At 38.1% G+C, this 18,844-nt stretch carries 20 protein-coding genes; 13 read left to right on the plus strand and 7 right to left on the minus strand.

Annotated elements, in window-relative coordinates; translation table 11 throughout:
- Positions 1–158: 158 nt before the first annotated feature.
- Positions 159–1,103, minus strand: coding sequence for a glutathione synthase (gene gshB, locus J536_RS07530; RefSeq protein WP_017387572.1), 945 nt, complete (start codon positions 1,101–1,103; stop codon positions 159–161).
- A gap of 160 nt (positions 1,104–1,263) precedes the next feature.
- Between gshB and J536_RS07535 the strand changes: the two genes are divergently transcribed.
- The 4 genes from J536_RS07535 to J536_RS07545 all read left to right on the plus strand — a co-directional run bounded on the left by J536_RS07535 (position 1,264) and on the right by J536_RS07545 (position 5,416).
- Positions 1,264–1,476, plus strand: coding sequence for a DUF1737 domain-containing protein (locus J536_RS07535; RefSeq protein WP_002122004.1), 213 nt, complete (start codon positions 1,264–1,266; stop codon positions 1,474–1,476).
- 230 nt (positions 1,477–1,706) lie between these two features.
- Complete coding sequence (locus J536_RS07540; RefSeq protein WP_032062520.1) at positions 1,707–3,893, plus strand: TonB-dependent receptor; 2,187 nt, start codon at positions 1,707–1,709, stop codon at positions 3,891–3,893.
- 279 nt (positions 3,894–4,172) lie between these two features.
- The gene (locus J536_RS0104235) at positions 4,173–4,451 is read left to right on the plus strand and encodes a hypothetical protein (RefSeq protein ID WP_032062521.1); all 279 of its coding nucleotides are present in this window, start codon (positions 4,173–4,175) and stop codon (positions 4,449–4,451) included.
- An 8-nt stretch (positions 4,452–4,459) separates the two neighbouring features.
- Positions 4,460–5,416, plus strand: a complete 957-nt coding sequence (locus J536_RS07545; protein ID WP_155758147.1) for an LPO_1073/Vpar_1526 family protein — start codon at positions 4,460–4,462, stop codon at positions 5,414–5,416.
- Between the two features lie 125 nt (positions 5,417–5,541).
- On the opposite strand, the gene pyrE is transcribed toward J536_RS07545, so the two are convergent.
- Positions 5,542–6,192, minus strand: a complete 651-nt coding sequence (gene pyrE, locus J536_RS07550) for an orotate phosphoribosyltransferase (protein WP_000211305.1) — start codon at positions 6,190–6,192, stop codon at positions 5,542–5,544.
- Between the two features lie 38 nt (positions 6,193–6,230).
- Between pyrE and J536_RS07555 the strand changes: the two genes are divergently transcribed.
- Together J536_RS07555 and J536_RS07560 are read left to right on the plus strand one after the other, a co-directional pair.
- Positions 6,231–7,055: an exodeoxyribonuclease III gene (locus tag J536_RS07555; RefSeq protein ID WP_032062523.1), complete on the plus strand. Its 825-nt coding sequence runs from the start codon at positions 6,231–6,233 to the stop codon at positions 7,053–7,055.
- Positions 7,056–7,507: 452 nt separating this feature from the next.
- Complete coding sequence (locus J536_RS07560; protein ID WP_032057097.1) at positions 7,508–7,858, plus strand: arsenate reductase; 351 nt, start codon at positions 7,508–7,510, stop codon at positions 7,856–7,858.
- Positions 7,859–7,896: 38 nt separating this feature from the next.
- Here J536_RS07560 and J536_RS07565 read toward each other — a convergent pair whose 3' ends face one another.
- Positions 7,897–8,334: a DUF2147 domain-containing protein gene (locus J536_RS07565; protein WP_002121971.1), complete on the minus strand. Its 438-nt coding sequence runs from the start codon at positions 8,332–8,334 to the stop codon at positions 7,897–7,899.
- A gap of 152 nt (positions 8,335–8,486) precedes the next feature.
- Here J536_RS07565 and J536_RS07570 point away from each other — a divergent pair, with 152 nt between their 5' ends.
- Both J536_RS07570 and J536_RS07575 read left to right on the plus strand, forming a co-directional pair.
- The gene (locus tag J536_RS07570; protein WP_004790086.1) at positions 8,487–9,398 is read left to right on the plus strand and encodes an alpha/beta hydrolase; all 912 of its coding nucleotides are present in this window, start codon (positions 8,487–8,489) and stop codon (positions 9,396–9,398) included.
- Positions 9,399–9,572: 174 nt separating this feature from the next.
- Positions 9,573–10,766: a GGDEF domain-containing protein gene (locus J536_RS07575; protein ID WP_032057098.1), complete on the plus strand. Its 1,194-nt coding sequence runs from the start codon at positions 9,573–9,575 to the stop codon at positions 10,764–10,766.
- Here the strand turns inward: J536_RS07575 and dsbD are convergent.
- The 4 genes from dsbD to J536_RS07595 all read right to left on the minus strand — a co-directional run bounded on the left by dsbD (position 10,761) and on the right by J536_RS07595 (position 14,436).
- On the minus strand, positions 10,761–12,587 hold the full coding sequence (gene dsbD, locus J536_RS07580) for a protein-disulfide reductase DsbD (RefSeq protein ID WP_032062525.1): 1,827 nt from the start codon (positions 12,585–12,587) through the stop codon (positions 10,761–10,763). The two genes, J536_RS07575 and dsbD, sit on opposite strands and share 6 nt — an antisense overlap.
- An 18-nt stretch (positions 12,588–12,605) precedes the next feature.
- Positions 12,606–13,373: a transporter gene (locus J536_RS07585; protein ID WP_014207941.1), complete on the minus strand. Its 768-nt coding sequence runs from the start codon at positions 13,371–13,373 to the stop codon at positions 12,606–12,608.
- Positions 13,374–13,385: 12 nt separating this feature from the next.
- Positions 13,386–13,931 carry an ankyrin repeat domain-containing protein gene (locus J536_RS07590; protein ID WP_032062527.1) on the minus strand — a complete coding sequence of 182 codons (546 nt, stop codon included), beginning with the start codon at positions 13,929–13,931 and terminating at the stop codon, positions 13,386–13,388.
- 154 nt (positions 13,932–14,085) lie between these two features.
- Positions 14,086–14,436 carry an HPF/RaiA family ribosome-associated protein gene (locus J536_RS07595; protein ID WP_001019316.1) on the minus strand — a complete coding sequence of 117 codons (351 nt, stop codon included), beginning with the start codon at positions 14,434–14,436 and terminating at the stop codon, positions 14,086–14,088.
- Positions 14,437–14,688: 252 nt separating this feature from the next.
- Between J536_RS07595 and puuE the strand changes: the two genes are divergently transcribed.
- The 5 genes from puuE (at position 14,689) to J536_RS07620 (ending at position 18,816) form a co-directional block, all read left to right on the plus strand.
- Entirely contained in the window at positions 14,689–15,654 is a 966-nt protein-coding gene (gene puuE / locus J536_RS07600) for an allantoinase PuuE (RefSeq protein WP_032062528.1), read from the plus strand.
- Between the two features lie 99 nt (positions 15,655–15,753).
- A complete protein-coding gene (gene uraD / locus J536_RS07605) occupies positions 15,754–16,257 on the plus strand; it encodes a 2-oxo-4-hydroxy-4-carboxy-5-ureidoimidazoline decarboxylase (protein WP_032062529.1) in 504 nt (167 codons plus the stop codon).
- Positions 16,254–16,577: a hydroxyisourate hydrolase gene (gene uraH, locus J536_RS07610; RefSeq protein WP_005066767.1), complete on the plus strand. Its 324-nt coding sequence runs from the start codon at positions 16,254–16,256 to the stop codon at positions 16,575–16,577. Before uraD ends, uraH begins: the two co-directional genes overlap by 4 nt.
- 24 nt (positions 16,578–16,601) lie before the next feature.
- Positions 16,602–17,969: a nucleobase:cation symporter-2 family protein gene (locus tag J536_RS07615; RefSeq protein ID WP_032062530.1), complete on the plus strand. Its 1,368-nt coding sequence runs from the start codon at positions 16,602–16,604 to the stop codon at positions 17,967–17,969.
- 121 nt (positions 17,970–18,090) lie between these two features.
- Positions 18,091–18,816, plus strand: coding sequence for an outer membrane protein OmpK (locus tag J536_RS07620; RefSeq protein ID WP_017387581.1), 726 nt, complete (start codon positions 18,091–18,093; stop codon positions 18,814–18,816).
- Positions 18,817–18,844: the final 28 nt, after the last annotated feature.

Consider the following 18,844-nt stretch of genomic DNA (forward strand, 5'->3'; position numbering starts at 1 on the left):
TAACGAAAAGCTAATTTCACTCGTTTATAACAGAAAGATGTGCTTTTTTGAAAATATGCCTACAAAGCTGTGGTGTATTTAGTATTGTTATTTTATTAATTCATATATTTTCAGGTGATTTCCAATAAATACAGCTGAAAATCACCTGAAACAAATAATTAAGCTGTGCGGCCAGCTTCTAATACATCAAATAGATCATCGGCAATGGATGTACCAAATTGAGCATCAATTTCGCGTATACAGGTTGGACTAGTGACATTAATTTCAGTGACATAATTACCAATCACATCTAACCCTACAAAAACTAAACCTTTTTCGCGCAAGAAAGGGCCAATTTTAGCTGCAATCTGCTTATCATTTTCAGTAAGCGGACGCGCTTGGCCTAAACCGCCTGCTGCCAAGTTACCCCGCACTTCACCATTTTGTGGAATACGAGCTAGGCAGTAAGGAATAGGTTCGCCATTTACCATTAAAATACGCTTATCCCCTTCTACAATTTCAGGAATGTAGCGTTGAGCCATAATTGGACGAGTACCTAGCTCTGTAAGCATTTCTAGGGTAGAACCAATATTTACACCGTCTTGGTATAAACGGAAAATTCCCATGCCACCCATACCATCAAGTGGCTTAACGATTACATCGCCATGTTCTTTAATAAATTCACGAATTAAACTTTGTTGCGATGTCACAAGTGTAGGTACTTGTAGCTCTGGAAATTGCGTTGCAAAGAGTTTTTCATTGCAATCACGCAGTGATTGAGGCTTGTTAATAATCCATGAACCTTCGCGTTCAGCTTGCTCAAGCACGTAAGTCGTGTAGACAAAATTCATGTCAAACGGCGGATCTTTACGCATGAGCACAACATCGTAAGCCGCGATAGATTCTTTTTTCTTTTCGCCTAACTCATAGTAATGGTTGTAATCTTCGAAAACCTTTAGCGGTGAAATGAGGCCGTAAGCTTTGCCTTGATCGATATATAAATCTTGTTGTAATGCATAACCTAATTCATGTCCACGACGGCTCGCCGCCCACAACATTGCCATGGTTGAATCCTTTTTAAGGTTTACGGTTTCAATCGGATCCATGACGACAAGTACACGCATGCTCAAGCTCTTCTTAAAATTTAAATTAGCATGAGTATAACTGAGATTTTTCACTGGTTTTTCTTAATTTCAGTAAAACCTTATCGGTTATTTCTTTATCTTGAATTAAGGTAAATTCAGTTAAACTATGATCATAAAATATTATTTTTAAAGGCTAAAGATGAAACTTTATCGCTATTTAACTGGTCCTGATGACTCTGCTTTTTGTGCACGAGTGACTAAAGCTCTGAATCATGGCTGGGAATTATATGAAGCACCCACTATGACCTTTAATGGCACGCATGTCATTGTGGGACAAGCAATTTGCAAAACAATTGATGAAAATTATGATCCAGAAATGGATATTTTAGATGTTCTCAAAAATAACGCGTAATTCCAGAAGGGTGCTTTTAATCGATGAAAAGCCCCCTTTAAAACCCAATTAACAAGAAAAACTAATAAGCCAACTCATACAATTCGTTTAATTTGCTAATTAACTTATTAGAAATCAGTTATTAAAAAATAAATATGTCATTTTTTAAGGTAATAGTTCTTTTATTCTAAACAATTAAATGATTATAATTATCATTTATGCTTTTATTTTTGTTAATTGATTTTATTTTTATGTTAAGAATTTCTATACCATCTCCCCAAATGAAGCGTCTTTTCCCGCTGAGCTTACTCAGTTTAATGATCTTGAATATTCAAGGTGCCTACGCAGAGGAACCGACTGATTCAGCCGCAAAAGTGGCAGCTACCATGCCCACCATAAAAATTGAGGCAATGAGTGAGCTCGACCCAATTAAAAGTTATATCGACTATGATAAAGCCAATGTCACACGTAATGGTTTAGACAAAAAAGATATTCCCCAAACCGTTGATACGATTGATGTTCAGAAATATAAAATTTATGGATCAAATGATTTAAGCGTTATGCTGCAAGGCACCCCAGGGGTATCAACCAGTTATGATATGCGCGGTGATGGGATCACGATTCGTGGCTTTGGTGCCGATACAGGTGATATTTACCGTGATGGCATACGCGAAAGCGGACAAGTACGTCGTAGTACAGCAAATATTGAACGTATTGAAATTTTAAAAGGCCCCGCCTCTGTTTTATATGGCCGTAGTGCTGGCGGCGGTGTTGTGAATATGGTGAGTAAATTCGCCAATTTTGACTCTAAAAGTTCAGTTGGTGCGTATGCTGGTTCATATGATAACTACGGAACAACGGCTGACATCAACCAAGTACTTAATGACAATTTAGCAATACGTTTAACTGGAGAATATGGCGAGTCAGGCAGCTTCCGCTCTGGTATTGAAAATAAGATTGAAATGTTTTCACCAAGTTTCACTTATAAAAATGACGATGGAACACTCACTTGGACCACACAATATACCTATGACAAATTAGGTCGTGTACCTGATCGCGGACCATCACGTGACATTCTGCCTGCGGAAACTTCGATCAAAATGGGATTTGCTCAAGACGGCGATTATGTTGATGATATTTTGCAAGTGGTCCGCACCGATGTGAATTATCAATATGCGCCTGATTGGAACTTTCACTGGGCAGCAAGTTACCGACAAGCAGAACAAAACTTTGACCACTTTTATTTTGGAACTTATTGTGGTTTAGATGGTAAAAACTCAAAGAATGAGTCTTGTACTAAAAAAGGTTACGTCGACCAAATTTACTACTGGCAACAAACCAACAATAAAACAACGACAAATACATTTGATATTAAAGGCAAGTTTAAAACAGGCCAACTTGAACACCAAATTATGGTGGGTACAGACTGGACTTATGAACAACGAGAGCCACGTCTAGCGAACGCTACCAAAGATGGATCTATTTACGGCTACGTTAATCCGATCACAGGAGAACGCGAGTACAGTCGTGGCAGTGGCCCATTAGTGATGAAACAGCACAACTATAATGAAGGCACAACTTATGGCGTATTTATGCAGGATTTAATTGGTCTAAATGACCAACTTAAACTCATGCTGGGCGTCCGCTACGATTACTTTGACTTTTCAACCACCAACAAGCTGACTAAAGAACACCGTAATGTAAAAGATAGCAGCTTTAGCCCGAATGTTGGTTTGGTATGGCAACCGCTTCCTGAACATAGCTTTTATACGTCTTACTCTAAGAGCTTTGCACCATTTGGGGGACAAATGGGTGTTAACCAAGTCACTGGAAGCACCGATGTTACAAAAATGGATAAAGAGCCTCAATATAACGAGCAATACGAAGTTGGGGTAAAAAGCGAATGGTTAGATAATCGTTTAAATACACAATTTTCTGTCTTTGATATTCGTAAGAATAATATCCGCTATAAACCAAATCCTAATGAGCAACCAGAAGTATGGGCAACTGCTGGTCAGCATCAATCCCGTGGTCTTGAATTTAGTTTTATTGGCCGTGTACTTGATAATGTCTTTGTCCGCGGTGGTTATGGCTACACAGATGCAAAAGTAAAAGAAGATAAACAAAAACCAGAACAAGAAGGCAACTATTTAGCCAACACATCTAAAAACACGGGTAATTTATTTATTCGCTATTTACCAACTGAACAGTGGTATACCGAAGTGGGTGTGACCTATGTGGGCTCTTATTATCCAAATATTAATAATCAAGTAAAAATGGAAGGGTTCAACCGTGTCGATGCGGCGATTGGCTATAGTGCAGATCCGTGGAATGTCACACTTGCGGTGAATAATCTAACCAATAAAGAGTACTGGCGTTCAGACAGTATGCCAGGCACACCACGTAATGTGTTATTGCGTTTGAATTATCAGTTCTAAAAAAAATATTAAAAAGGCATACCCCTATTTAGAGGTATGCCTTTTTCTTTTTAGATACCGTATTTTTCGCGATAAGCTTGCATGTTTGCTAGCGCTTCTTTTTCACCTTTGGGATGACTGAACAAGGATACAAAGAGAAATTAGGCATGATGCTAGAGTGTAAAAAGTGTGATGAGAAGTAATTCGTATAAGAAATTTTATGTCAACTGAATGCAGTGATATATCGTTTTTTTAAAATGTATACTTTAATAATGAAATATTTAAAGTAAGAGTATCGTGATGGGAAAAATAATTTTTTATGCTTCTTTGCTTTTAGCAATTGTATGGGGTGGAGTCCTTATTTATCTCAATATTACTAATGAAACTATTTTATCTCTAGACAAAGATCTTATAAATTCTATGTTTGGAGTACTAGCATTCGTAGCAAATATTATCATATGTTTTTTTTGCTGGAGATATAGTTTTCAAAATGAAAAATCATCAGAAAAACAAATGCATATAGGAAAAAATGCTAAAAATGTTATTCAAGTAAATGGCAATTTAAAGATTAAGAAGTGAACTCAAAAATGTTTAATTCTAAAAATTCAGATCAACAATCCATTGGTTCTCATGCTGAAAATGTAATTCAGGTAGGAGGTAATCTTACTATTACAGAAAGTACCGACTATTCGGAAGTCAGACAAATTTTCATGGATCTATACAATGCTAATAATTATCAAGTTCAAATGACTTTAATGAACACAGTACAAGAAAAAATTGATTCGATTTCCTATAAATTATTAGATGAAATTGAAAAAATAAGAAAAGAAAAAAATATTGAAGATATTCAACTTAAAGAAAATATGTCTAGTGTTTCTACACAAATGCTAGCAAATCAGTGTTTACAGCAATCTGTATACAAAGATAAAGAGGATGTAACGGAAATTTTAGCAAAGCTTCTTGCTGAAAAAGTAACTTCAGAAAATCAAGATTATCTAATAGAAGATGCGATAGACTCATTAAAGTATTTATCTAGTAACGATATTAATTTCATTAAGTTTTTTTATGGTGTTGTTTATAGCGGGTATGCAATAAATTTTTTAGGACAATCCTATGCTATTTCCAATTATTACGACCAAATAAGTGAGTCTACGCTAGAAGAAGATCAAAAAAATAGTTTTATTGATCATGTATATGAACAAATTGTAAAGCTTTATAAAAATATTGGGCGATATTTTTCTACTTTAGAGCCCCAAAAAGTTGACTACAGTTATTTAATGAGTAAAGGGTGGTTCTATGTAAATTATTTACACTTCCCTGATCCTATAGAACACTTGTCTAAAGTATTGAAAAAACAAAATGGAGTTCTTCATACTAAGGAAGAAATACAAGAGTTATTTCCAGATTTAGTCAATGTATGGGAAACCTTTACTCAAGGTGGTTATCAAGCTAATCCTTTAAGTGCGATTGGTCAATTAATAGGACGTAAAACAACAGAATCTCTATTATCTGATGTTGTTCAAAATAGTTTTAAACAACCATAAAATTGGAGCCTAAATAGGCGCTGTATTTATGTAAATCTTTATTTTTCTTATTCCAATAATTATTTAATTACACACAACAAAGCAAAAAAAAAGGAAGCCACAGCTTCCTTTTTCATACCTAACTCTTAGATACCATATTTTTCACGATAAGCTTGCATATTTGCTAACGCTTCTTTTTCGCCTTTCGCTTCCAAATAATCCATTAAATCTTTCATGGTAATCAGTGCATGCACAGGGATTTCTAATTCTTTTTGAACTTCTTGAATTGCGGAAAGTTCACCTTGACCACGTTCTTGACGATCTAGCGCAACCAACACACCCGCAATAGTTGCACCAGCATTTTTCAAAATTGTTACCACTTCGCGAATCGCTGTACCTGCGGTAATTACGTCGTCAATAATCCAGACTTTTTTACCTTCAACCGCAGCACCAACTAATACACCGCCTTCACCATGATCTTTCGCTTCTTTACGGTTAAAGCCCCATGGCACACTTTTGTTATGGACTTGAGACAAAGCAACAGCTGTCGCTGCTACAAACGGAATGCCTTTATAAGCTGGTCCAAAAATCACATCAACATTTTCACATTGTGTTAATTTATCAGCATAGCCTTGCGCTAAAAGAGATAAAGCTTCACCATCGTTGAGTAGGCCTGCATTAAAAAAATAAGGACTCACGCGTCCAGATTTTAAAGTAAACTCACCAAATTTAAGCACACCGCGTGATAATGCGAGTTCGATAAATGCTTGCGGGTGAAATGACACAGGCGTTGTCATGAGGTGCTCCAAATTCACAATTGAGGTTAAATTTTCGCATGATACCAAAGGATCAGTATCCAAGTGATGTAAAAATTCTTCGAGTCGTTTCCATTAACGTAAATGGCTTACGTTCTTCAGTAACGAAAGGCTTACTTGAATGGTTAGAACAGTCAGATGCCGATGTCGTATGCATGCAGGAAAGCCGCATTACCCATGAACAATGGACTGAAAAATTTAGACCCGAAGGATGGCATACCCATCTCTTTCCAGCAGAGCGTGCAGGTTATGCGGGGACTGCGATATATAGCCGTCTACCCTTCGTCTCTGTTAAAGATGGTTTAGGGTTTGAGTTAGCTGACAGTCAAGGCCGCTTTATTTCCGCGGAATTCGATTTAGGTTTGTCACATCCGGTACATATTGCATCATTATACTTACCTTCGGGCTCAAGTGGTGAAGAAGCGCAAGCACGTAAAGATTTATTTTTAGGTGAATACGCAAAAATTCTGAAACAATGGCGTGATGAAAAAAAGTCAGTCATCATTTGTGGTGACTACAACATTGTTCATAAACGTATTGATATCAAAAACTGGTCAGGTAACCAAAAATCATCGGGTTGCCTACCACATGAGCGTGCATGGCTTGACCATATTTATGATGAACTGGGCTATGTCGATACTTTCCGTGTAGTTCGCGCAGAAGCGGAACTTTATTCATGGTGGTCAAATCGCGGTCAAGCTCGTGCAAAAAATGTAGGGTGGCGTATTGATTACCATGCATGCTCGCCAGACTGGAAAGCACGTACAATTAACGCATGGGTTTATAAAGATCAATGGTTTAGCGACCATGCACCCGTTATTATCGACTATAAAATTCAAGAATAAGTGAACACTCGTTCACTTACATTGTCGTTTTCGCTTACAGCATATGTCGTTTTTGAGTATTTTTCTTACACAGCTTTAACGGCATTATAGCCCCACGGCACAGGGAAGCAGTCAGGATGACGTAAAAGGATAGGACGCCGTAGGAAGATAAAATAAACTTATGATAAGTTTATTTGCAAGGATGTGACATTGGACGTTGAAATGAGACCCGCATGATCAGGATGATTAAATGCGGGTTTTCTCTTTTCTGTCTCTTATTTTGCGCTAAGTTCTTTTAGTTTTAACTTCTTCTTATTAAGCTCATTATTACCTTGTCTTATGACAATAACATGACATTTCTCTTTCGATTAATCATTAATTTTCATTTGTTTTAAAAGTATCGGTATAAAGTAGTGCTTAAAAGCATTTTGGGTTAGGCTGTGTGCTCTCTCTTTTTGACATGGTCCGATAAAATGTTAAAAATTTATGGAATTAAAAACTGTAACTCAATGAAAAAAGCATTTGATGCCTTACAGGCTAAAGGGCTTAACTATGATTTTCATGATTATAAAAAACAAGGCATTGATGCAGATACTTTAAAAATCTGGTTAAAAGAAATTGGAAAAGATACCGTTCTCAACAAAAAAGGAACGACTTGGCGCAAGCTTTCAGAAGAAGAACAAAATCGTGCTCTAAGCAGTGAAGATCACCTGATTGAAGCACTCATTGCTCAACCAAGTTTGATTAAAAGACCTATTTTAAAAACTTCACAGGGTTTTATTGTGGGTTTTGATGAAACCGCCTATCAAAATATTCAAGCCTAAAAAAACGAGCCATTTGGCTCGTTTTTTTATTAAAACTTTTAGTTCGCGCGAATCCACGTTTGGTTACGACCAAGTGCAGAAACGCCAATATAACCACGTAATTTAAGCTTTTTGCCGCCATCGGTTAACTCACCTTTCAGTTTGTAAGTTTTACCTGATTTTGGGTCTAAAATCGTACCGTTTTCATAACTGTTACCACCTACATTTTTTAAATTATGTACAATGGTGACACCTTTAAGCGGTTTGTTTTTGTACGGACCTTCACATTTTGTACAAGCGTTTTCTTCACCCGGTGTCAAAATGTTCTGAATGGTTGCAGTTAAGGTTCCGTCCTTCTGTTCCGTAAATTTCACTACGGCTTTTGGCTTGTTGGTCTGATCATCAATCGTTTTCCATACCGTTCCATTGAGTGAATCAGCCGCATTGGCAAATGCAGCCATACCAATGAGTCCTAAAGCTAAAGCAATCTTTTTCATTTTTGTAATATCCTTGGGTCTTTCAAGATTTTCAGTATTCAGAAGTCGCAAAGATATTGCAATTTTTGAATGTGACTGTTTCGTGTAACCTTGTAATCTTGCAAAATAAAATTTACAAGAAAACAAGAAACTAGCATAAAAATGGATGCTATATGAATATATCAAATGTTTGGAAATATTATTTTACAGAAACTTTTCTTAAAACAACAATTCGCAAGCCAAGCCAGCTAAATTTGCCGGCTACTGCCTTACGTCCTGTGCTAGATCAGATGTGTCGTGCTTTCCCACGACAAAAAAATGTTTCCGTGCGCCCGATTCGACTAGCAGGTATTAAAGGTGAAGAAATCAAACCGCAAGATTCTGCAACTCAACTGATTTTTCACATTCACGGCGGTGCTTTTTTCCTTGGTAGTGTCAAAACACATCATGCTTTTATGACGGATTTAGCTGCCCGTACTCAAATGCAGATTATTCATGTGGACTATCCGCTTGCACCTGAACATCCTTACCCTGAGGCAACTGAAGCCCTATATGACATCTATCAGTCTTTGGTGGTACAAGGTATTCAGCCGAAAGATATTATTTTATCGGGTGATTCATGCGGGGCAAATTTAGCGTTAGCACTTTGCTTACGTTTAAAAGAACAACCTGAACTCATGCCGAGTGGCCTGATCTTGTTGTCTCCATTTTTGGATTTAACACTCACGAGTGAGTCTCTTCGGTTTAACAAAAAACATGATGCTTTATTATCAATTGAGGCACTACAAACAGGCACTCAGTACTATATAGGCAATCACATCGCAGCCGACGACCCGCGTGTTTCCCCTATCTTCGATGACTTGCATGGCCTACCACCTACTTTAGTTCAAGTGGGTTCTAAAGAAATCTTATTAGACGATGCCAAGCGTTTTAGAGAAAAAGCTGAAGATGCTGGCGTTAAAGTTCAATTCAAACTTTATACGGGCATGTGGCATAACTTCCAGATGTTTAATGCATGGTTTGATGAGGCTAAACAAGCATTGGCAGATATTGCTGAATTTGCCCACGAACTCGATAAAACTTAATTTATTTATAAATGATGTGAATAGACCTCAAAACTTTTCACATCATTTTCTTTATAAAAAGTCATCATATATAAATTGAAAATCATGTTATGTTTAAAATATAAATTATTGAAACAATCCAATTTTAGGATGGTCTAACAAAGAGGCATCTATATTTAGGAGCCCTTATTTATTATGAAAAATCGTTTAATCACTTATCCCGTAAATAGAATAAAACAGGTGATAATCGATTTCATCCACAATAATCACATCATCAACTGGACGCCATTACAAAAAAGCGCACTGATGCTCACACTTGCTTGCGCAATGAATTTCAGTTGGATTTTATGGAAAGGCTATATTTTAATTACACCAAGTGTCTGGCAATGGGCAAATTTACCTTTAGTTGAATCACAAATCTGGCTCAATTTATTTACCTTATTTTTATTAGTCCTTTTGATTATTCCCTGTTACCGCTACAAAAATGATGAATGGGCTCAAAAAGTTATTCCTTTCATTAGCGTGCAGTTCTTTGCACTTATGCTATGTCATGATGGATATTTAATTGGCAGTATCAGCCCTGCCACTATGGTCGGTTATGTGGGTACGATTGGGGTGGGTTTGGTGTTATTTGACCGTAAAATTGTTTATAGCGCCCTTGTACCTGCCACAATTATTTTAACTGTTTGTACATATTTAAGTATGACAGGTGCTTTAGCGTATGCACCTCTATTTAATTTTAGAGCCATGGATCATGCCCAAACCAATTCTTTCTGGTTAGGAAGTATGGCTTTTTTTATTATGCCTATTTTATTGGCCTGTTTTGTTTTATTTGAAATATTACTCACCCAATGGCGTCAGCGAGAAACTTATATTCAACGTTTAAGCCAAATCGACCCATTAACTAATGTATTAAATAGACGTAGTTTAAACATGCATTTGGAGTCGCTACACCAACAACAATTTGATTATGCTGTGGTACTTCTTGATATCGATCATTTTAAAAAAATTAATGATATATACGGCCACCATCAAGGTGATCAGGTCTTAATTGAAATTGCTCAATGTCTTTCTGAGAATTTGCGTAGCGAGGATATTATTGGTCGATTTGGTGGAGAAGAATTTATTTTACTACTCCCCCATACAGATATTATTCAAGCAGAAAAAATTGCTGAGCGTTGTCGCCAAGCCCTACAAGAATTACCTGTTTTTACCGCTCAAAATAATCCTATTCACATTAGTGCGAGTTTTGGAATAAGCAGTTCAGCTTTTGCACAAGATCCTTATCTGGTTATTCGGCAGGCTGACCAAGCACTCTATGCAGTAAAAGCTTCAGGACGTAATCAGGTACGTACATTTCATCAGACAGAAGCTATCGATACCTTATGATTCTTTGAATTTTGCCAAACTCGCAAGTTGCTGCAAAAGCTCTTGCTGACTAAAAGCGCCCGTTAAACGTAAAGCACGAATCTCTTTTTGCTCTGGACTTAAAAATAAATAGGTCGGTGGTCCTAAAATATTCCACTGCTTGAGTAGTGCTTCATGCGACTGGTCATAATGGCTCAAATCAAGCTTAATTAAATAATAAGGTGCAAGAGCAGATTGAACCTCAGGTGCTTTTAAAATACGGTGCTCAATCGGTTGGCAAGCAACACACCAATCTGCATAGACATCAACCACAATAGCCCGATCAGCAGGCGCTGCTGCTAAAATTTTTTCAAAGTCCGCTGCTGTTGTTGCAATATGCCACTCGGCCATGTGGGCAGAACTTTGCAAAGTTCGATTTTGAATATATTGATATTGGTTATAGGCTACAAAAGGTGTAACGATTAATAATAAAATCGCGTAGAGCCATTGTAGTTGCCCTTTTTTCCAGAAAAACTGATAAACAGCATAGACGATAAAAGCAAGGCCTAATACGAGGCTAAGCACTTGCATACCCAAATCTGGCAATAAAGGACGAATAAAGTAGAGGCTTAAACCCAACATCAGAAAAGCAAAAATCACTTTAATCTGATGCATCCAGTCGCCTGCTTTAGGCAAGAATTTTGCCCCTAAAATACTTGCAAGCAGTAGTGGAATTCCCATTCCAAAACCTAGGCAGAATAAAAGCAAAGCACCTTGCCATTGGTTTTGTGTTTGAGAAATAAATAATAAAGTTCCAGCGAGAGGTGCGGTCATACAAGGCCCCACCAAAAGCGCAGAAACGACACCCATAACCCCAGCACCGACCAAAGTACCGCCTTGTTGCATTGACTGAATACGGTCAAGTCGGTTTAACCATGTCTGAGGTAAACGAAGCTCAAACAAACCAAATAAATTCAGAGCAAAAACAATAAACAGCAAACTAAAAGCAATTAAAGTCGCTGGCTGTTGTAACCAGCGTTGGAAATTTAAGCCTGCCGAAGAAGCAATTAAACCCAAGCCTGCATAAACTAATGCCATGCTACACACAAAAGTAAGCGCAATGGTCCAAGCCTTTAAACCTTTATGTTCGCGAATGATCAGTGAAGTTAAAATAGGAAGCATCGGTAAAGAACATGGCGTAAATGCGAGCAACATGCCTAAACCTAAAAATAATAAAACTCCATACCAAAGCGAGTGTTCAATTAACTTGGCTGACCAGATCTGATCTTGCGCAATTTGAGGTGTAGTCGTATCAGCTGCTGTCTCTGTACTCTGCTCTTTTTCTAAAGATTCTGAACTCGAGGAAGTGTCGGATTGTGTATTCGCTAAATCTAGTAATCTTTTTGGCGCTGTTCCTGCTTGGTTTTGCACACCCACCAAGCCATCTGCATCGGTTTGAAACTCAATGGTCTGGGGTGGATAACAAATACGGTCTTTGGCACAGCCCTGCCAAGTCACACTATAGTGCTCTGAAGGCTTAGTCTTAATTTGGAAATTAACTTGATGGTAGTAAACCTGACTTTGCCCATAATTTTCATCATATTGGGCAACCGCTTTAGGTAACTTTAAAGTTAAAGGTTGAGTACCTTGTTGTACGGAAAATTTATGCTGATAAAGATAGTAATTTGGCTGAATCTGCCAAGACAAACTCGCAGTATGCGGCTCAGAAGATTCAACCGAAAATGAAAAAGCTTGTTCGGGTGAGAGTAGCTTATCTTGCGCAGAAACCAACTGGCTAAACACACAAACAGCAACTGCTAGAAAATAAAGAATTCCCTGATGAATAAGCTTTTTCATTAACATAAATTTAAATTGCTTCGATTAGAACAAGAATGCCACGCCTAAGCCACCGTTGTAGCTCTTGTCTTGACCCTCTAAATCAACCCCGATACTTGCATCGAGCTGGGTACGATCATTTACAGCGTAGACTAAACCTGTCCCTAAACCGTATTCATAGTCTTGGCTTTCAGCTTTACGGTAAATAAACTCAGAATAACCTGACAGCTTACCTGCGATTTTATAATCAATCGTCGGGATTGCAGTTACTGCCCAGTTACTATTTTGTACTTCGTAGCGCATGGTAATTGATGTGCCTACTAAGTCATTATATTTATAAGCGACTGCTGAACTTAGGCTATAAATATCGTCATGTGCAGTAAATTCATCATTTCCAGTGGCAATGATCGCTTCAGCTAACACAGCCATTGATAAGTTTTCATCGTTTAGATCAATTGCTTTTTTCAAACCGATGCTGACATCACCAAAGCCTGAAGTGTCATGTTTTTTACCAGCACGTTTGGTTTGAGTCCATGCTGGACCTTGCCAACCTAATTGTAATTCCAAGCCGTCGGCTAAACCGGTACGGAATAACATATCCTCATTTACAGTTACCGTCTTTTCTTTAACACCATCAACCGTTGACTCTGTATAAGTTGCACTTGGTAAGCCTTGTTCCCAAGCCAATTTACCAACTGGAGTAATCCCTGTTCCAAAGCCTGCACCTGGGCGGTCAAAAGAAAACTCCGCAGCGAAAGTACTTCCAGCAGCAACAGTGGTCAGAGCAAAAGTTAAAATTTGAAATGTTCTCATTCTATTATCCAATCAAGTAGTTAGTTCTTTTGACATTTTTGCCCCATGTTGGCGCAATAACTCTAATGTTTCACGCTCTTCTTGAAGCGCTTCTGACCAATCTATTTCATCAAAGTCACAATCAAAGAACAACTGACTGATTGAAGATAAAATAGTGAGTCCTTCTTCATCACGTGTATTTGGATCAACTTTTTCATTTAATAAACGTTGAACGGCTGGCGCACATGCCGAGCTTGCTGCATCCCATAAAGGACCATAAAACTCTTCTGCATCCCAAAGGTGTACATTCGCTTTGGCTTGAATCAACGCTTCGAGTATATCGAGGTAAACCTGTAATGATTGTTGTTTTTCTTCTTGTGATAGTGGTGTACCAGCTTCATAAGCTTCTGATACATCTTCCCACCATTTAAAAATTCCATCACAAATGATTGATACAGGTGGTCCTTGTTCCGGATCAATAAAGTTCGGATCAAGTCCTTCAGCAAGTAATTTTTGCACTTGCGCGAGTTCTAATTCTTCTATGGCTTTAATTAAAGCTTGCTGCTGGGTGGTTAACATGACCATCTCTCAAAAATATATTAGGGCTATTATGCCTAATCTCTTCTGAAGATTTTAGAGGTTGATTGCATCGCATTGCAAACCTAATGTTGTGAATAGTTTTATTTTCATTAAATATAAAAAAAAGCCCCGAAGGGCTTTTTAGCATTTTAAATTAAACTTCATCATCAATGAATTCTGGTTGACCACCTCTCGGGTGTTCCTTTTTCTCAAAAGTATGTTCAAGGCTACGTTTTAATTTTTCAATCGCGCCATGAATTGAAGCATCAATATTTCCTGCTTTATGGTGTACTGCAACTGGTTTCAAACCTGAAGGACGTGCTTCAATCATACAGTGGATATCTTTGTCACCACCTTTGTCCCCATTTTCATCACTAAAATGAACCGAGAAATGCGTAATACGTTCGCTATGACGTTGGAATTCTTGAGTAAGTTCTGCACGTACATAAGTAATTAAACGTTCGCTGTTATGGATGTTTTTATCTGTGCGGATTTCAATATTCATAAATACCATCCTCTCTTTCTTACTGTGGATCTTTTCTATGCAAAACTTTTTTATGTTGGCATGTTTTAAGCATGCATGAACTGACTTCAATTGTACATTTTGATGGTGTAATGGTTTGTTATCTCCTGACTTAAACGTACTGCTTTTAATTTATTTTGAAGATCTTCATACCTTCAATATCAGTCCATCTATAAAAATATGCAAGCTGATTTTTTAAATTTTTATGAAAAATTGAACAAAAGGAGAGCAATCGTGTCCAAATCTTATCTATCTGGAGCAGAGCTTATTGAGCAAATCCAGAAGTCTCCTTATTCACGTGATTTAATCGGTTATCACGGCCAGTCTCCACAGGTTAAATGGCCTAATAATGCCAAGGTTGCTGTGCAATTTGTTCTTAATTATGAAGAAGGTGGCGAAAAACATATAGAGCATGGCGATGATGGCTCAGAACAGTTTTTATCAGAGATTATTGGTGCCGCAAGTTACCCAGCTAAACATATGTCGATGGACTCTATGTACGAATATGGTTCACGTGCTGGATTTTGGCGCATTCATAGTGAATTCCAAAAGCGCAAACTTCCAATGACAATTTTTGGGGTTGCAATGGCACTTGCTCGTAACCCTTATATTGTAGAAGCGATTAAGCAAGCTGATTACGATGTGGTTTCTCATGGTTACCGCTGGCTTCACTATCAAGATACCGATAGTGAAGTCGAAAAACAGCATATGGAGCAGGCTTTAACTGTCTTAGAAAACCTGTTTGAAAATAAAGTGATAGGTTGGTACACCGGACGTGACAGCCCCAATACACGTCAGTTACTCGCAGAGTTTCCACAAATACAATATGACTCAGATTATTATGGTGATGACCTGCCTTTTTGGACAACGCTTACCAATGCTGATGGCGCATCACGTCCTCATCTGATTATTCCTTACACTTTAGAATGTAACGACATGAAGTTCTGTTCACCGGGCGGATTTAATAGTTCAGAACAGTTTTTTCAATATTTGAAAGATAGTTTTGATGTGTTGTATGCAGAGGGAGAAATTGCACCAAAAATGATGTCGATTGGAATGCATTGCCGCATTTTAGGGCGTCCGGGCCGTTTTAAAGCACTACAGAAATTTCTCGACTATATTCAAATGCACGATCGGGTCTGGATATGTCGTCGTCAGGAAATTGCTGAACATTGGTATAAAAATCACATAACTAAATAATTGATTTTTAATTTTCAAAATCCTTAAGCGAATTAAAACTCGCTATTGGCACTGTTATTGCTAAAACTCTATATCAAGATAACGAGTTTAGGAATAACAGTGTTTTTAGCCGAGTTTAATCAAGCCCCACCAGAACAACTCAAGACTTTGTTAAAAAACTGTGTCCACATTCAAGCATGGGCCGAAAAAATCATCTCAAATCGTCCCTATTCAACAAAAGCATCTCTTTTGGAATATGCAGAACAGTTAAGTCAAATGTGGTCATGGCAAGAGATACTGGCGGCTTTAGCAACCCATCCAAAAATTGGTGAACGCCAAGCTAAAAAACAACTCAATGCAAAAGAGCAAGATTTTTCATCTAAAGAACAAGCTGGCATTTCTTTAGATGAACTAACACAACAAGCTCTGCTTCAAGGTAATCTTGATTATGAACAAAAGTTTGGCTTTATTTTTTTAATTAAAGCGGCAGGCCTCAGTAGCGATGAAATTTTAAAAAAGCTACATGAACGACTACAAAACGACTTAGTTATCGAAAAAAAAATTGTATATGAGCAACTTGCAGCGATTGCTCTATTACGTCTATCTCAGGAAATACAAGCATGATCAGCACTCATATTTTAGATACGAATTTAGGTAAACCAGCTGCAGACGTAGAAGTGAAGTTGTTTCATGCAGCAACCCATGAGCTGATAGCGACAGCAACCACCAATCAAGATGGTCGAGTGAGTGATTTTGGAATAACAGACTTTGCAGAAGGTGCTTATCAACTTGAATTTGAAATTGCCCCTTATTTTTCATCGCAGCAAGTCAAAACTTTTTTCCCACGTGTTTGTATCCAATTTTTTATAGAAGACATCAATCAGCATTATCACATTCCATTACTGATTAGCCCATTTGCTTACTCCACTTATCGCGGTAGCTAACTCAATTATAAATAGGAGAAAAATATGAATCATCAGCAAAAAAATGCAATTTCTCCAGAGCATGAATATTTAGGAATTTCCAAAAGTTTTGCTTACGGCTTACAGCATGTGCTGACCATGTATGGTGGCATTGTAGCCCCGCCTTTGATTATTGGAACGGCAGCTGGCTTAAGCTCAGCACAAATCGGAATGTTAATTGCAGCGGCCCTATTTGTAGGTGGATTGGCAACCCTGATCCAAACCATCGGAACTAAATATCTAGGGGCAAAATTACCTCTGGTACAGGGTGTATCTTTTGCGGGTGTGGCCACCATGGTCGCCATTATCACTACAGGCGGTGGTTTACCTGCTGTCTACGGCGCGGTCATTGCAGCCTCTTTAATTGGGCTATGCCTTGCACCTTACTTTTCAAAAATTATTCGTTTTTTCCCACCTGTTGTGACAGGATGCGTCATCACGATTATTGGTCTATCTTTGTTACCCGTTGCGATTCGCTGGATGATGGGTGGCAACAATAAAGCACCTGACTGGGGGAGCGTAGAAAATATCTCTTTGGCCCTGCTGACCTTAGGCATTGTGATTGTTCTGAATATGCTGCCGCAAGCAAGCATTCGTCGTTTATCAATTTTGTTGGCTATTGTGGCTGGTACCACCCTCGCCTACTTCATGGGTTTTGGTGATTTTAGTCAGGTGAGTTCAGGCGCATGGCTCCAATTTCCACACTTATTTGCTTTCGGTTTACCGACTTTCGAGATAAGTGCAATTTTATCAATGCTAATCGTTACCTTAGTGATTATGACGGAAACCACAGCCGATATTATTGCTGTCGGAGACATTGTAGGAACTGAAGTCGATTCAAAACGTATCGCCAATGGTGTTCGTGCAGATATGTTCTCAAGTGCTTTTGCGCCTATCTTTGGTTCTTTCATGCAAAGCGCTTTTGCCCAAAATGTTGGACTGGTGGCGATTACAGGCATCAAAAGCCGCTTTGTAGTCGCAGCAGGTGGTGTCATTCTCATTATTTTAGGTTTACTACCTATTATGGGTCGTTTGATTGCAGCGATTCCAATGCCCGTACTTGGTGGTGCAGGTTTGGTCTTGTTTGGGTCGGTTGCAGCAAGTGGAATTCGTACTTTGGCAAAGATAGATTATAACGATCAGAAAAATTTGATTATTGTCGCAACAGCTTTATCAGCTGGGATGATCCCAATTATTAACCATGAGTTTTATGCTCATTTCCCAGTTTGGGTACAAACTTTGTTCCATTCGGGCATTAGTTCAACTTGTATCTTTGCTATCTTATTGAATTTATTATTTAATCATTTACCTTCATTTCGTAGCTCGCGCACCCCACATTTAAGCCAAACAATAAACACAAGAAATACTCATTAAAGATTTAGTTTTTAACGCCCCACTTCGGTGGGCTTTTTTTTAACCGTTGATCAAATTTGGCTTCATTTTTGCTTAAGACCCTGTATCCTTAGCGTGCTTTATTTGGGGGGAGATCATTTAAATGCAATTAAAGCAACTTGCGGCGACTTGTGCCTTGTTATCTGCAACTGCCATGGTTCAGGCGAAACCAATCTGGCAAGATTTTAGTGTGACTGGACTTTATGGTGAAAACTATGAAGTTGTAGATGACAAAGAAACCACGATTACTTTGGAATATGCAGCAAAAGTTAAATACGCTGATGTGTTTTTCTTTATGGACCGCATGCGTGGTGAAAATGACCACAAGAGTACTTACTTTGAGTTATCACCACGTCTAAGTTTAGGCGAAGTGTCTAGTAAAAAACTGTCGTATGGCCCAATCAAAGATGTACTCATTAGTACTACTTGGGAAGGTAACAGTGAAGACGGCAACAACTTCGACAACTTCCTTTATGGTTTTGCAGTTGATTTAGATATCCCATATTTCCAATATGCAAATTTAAACTTCTACCGTGCAAACAATGAGAACACTGACGACGATTATCAAATGACATTCGTTTATGGTATTCCATTTAAACTCGCATCTGAAGATTTCTTGGTAGATGGTTTTCTTGACTGGTCAACTGCTGAAGGCGACCATGCGAGTGAGTTAAACTGGACAACTCAGTGGAAATGGAATGTGGGTAAACACATTTCTCCTGATACACGCCTATACCTAGGTATCGAGCACTCAGTGTGGAATAATAAATTTGGTATTAAAGGTGCCGACGAAAATAACGTTAGTGCATTGGTTAAATACCACTTCTAAAATCCAAATTTAGAAGATAAACAGCAAG

Source organism: Acinetobacter sp. 809848, assembly GCF_000581275.1.
Classification (GTDB): Bacteria; Pseudomonadota; Gammaproteobacteria; order Pseudomonadales; family Moraxellaceae; genus Acinetobacter; species Acinetobacter pittii.

What these genes read in the sequence shown, in the direction of transcription:
- J536_RS0104235 (WP_032062521.1), top strand. Translation starts at nt 4,173, where the DNA reads ATGGGAAAAATAATTTTTTATGCTTCTTTGCTTTTAGCAATTGTATGG.
- J536_RS07620 (WP_017387581.1), top strand. Translation starts at nt 18,091, where the DNA reads ATGCAATTAAAGCAACTTGCGGCGACTTGTGCCTTGTTATCTGCAACT.
- J536_RS07555 (WP_032062523.1), top strand. Translation starts at nt 6,231, where the DNA reads ATGATACCAAAGGATCAGTATCCAAGTGATGTAAAAATTCTTCGAGTC.
- J536_RS07535 (WP_002122004.1), top strand. Translation starts at nt 1,264, where the DNA reads ATGAAACTTTATCGCTATTTAACTGGTCCTGATGACTCTGCTTTTTGT.
- J536_RS07560 (WP_032057097.1), top strand. Translation starts at nt 7,508, where the DNA reads ATGTTAAAAATTTATGGAATTAAAAACTGTAACTCAATGAAAAAAGCA.
- gshB (WP_017387572.1), bottom strand. Translation starts at nt 1,103, where the DNA reads ATGCGTGTACTTGTCGTCATGGATCCGATTGAAACCGTAAACCTTAAA.
- pyrE (WP_000211305.1), bottom strand. Translation starts at nt 6,192, where the DNA reads ATGACAACGCCTGTGTCATTTCACCCGCAAGCATTTATCGAACTCGCA.
- J536_RS07565 (WP_002121971.1), bottom strand. Translation starts at nt 8,334, where the DNA reads ATGAAAAAGATTGCTTTAGCTTTAGGACTCATTGGTATGGCTGCATTT.
- J536_RS07595 (WP_001019316.1), bottom strand. Translation starts at nt 14,436, where the DNA reads ATGAATATTGAAATCCGCACAGATAAAAACATCCATAACAGCGAACGT.
- uraH (WP_005066767.1), top strand. Translation starts at nt 16,254, where the DNA reads ATGATCAGCACTCATATTTTAGATACGAATTTAGGTAAACCAGCTGCA.
- J536_RS07570 (WP_004790086.1), top strand. Translation starts at nt 8,487, where the DNA reads ATGAATATATCAAATGTTTGGAAATATTATTTTACAGAAACTTTTCTT.
- J536_RS07590 (WP_032062527.1), bottom strand. Translation starts at nt 13,931, where the DNA reads ATGTTAACCACCCAGCAGCAAGCTTTAATTAAAGCCATAGAAGAATTA.
- J536_RS07540 (WP_032062520.1), top strand. Translation starts at nt 1,707, where the DNA reads ATGTTAAGAATTTCTATACCATCTCCCCAAATGAAGCGTCTTTTCCCG.
- J536_RS07545 (WP_155758147.1), top strand. Translation starts at nt 4,460, where the DNA reads ATGTTTAATTCTAAAAATTCAGATCAACAATCCATTGGTTCTCATGCT.
- J536_RS07575 (WP_032057098.1), top strand. Translation starts at nt 9,573, where the DNA reads ATGAAAAATCGTTTAATCACTTATCCCGTAAATAGAATAAAACAGGTG.
- J536_RS07615 (WP_032062530.1), top strand. Translation starts at nt 16,602, where the DNA reads ATGAATCATCAGCAAAAAAATGCAATTTCTCCAGAGCATGAATATTTA.
- J536_RS07585 (WP_014207941.1), bottom strand. Translation starts at nt 13,373, where the DNA reads ATGAGAACATTTCAAATTTTAACTTTTGCTCTGACCACTGTTGCTGCT.
- dsbD (WP_032062525.1), bottom strand. Translation starts at nt 12,587, where the DNA reads ATGTTAATGAAAAAGCTTATTCATCAGGGAATTCTTTATTTTCTAGCA.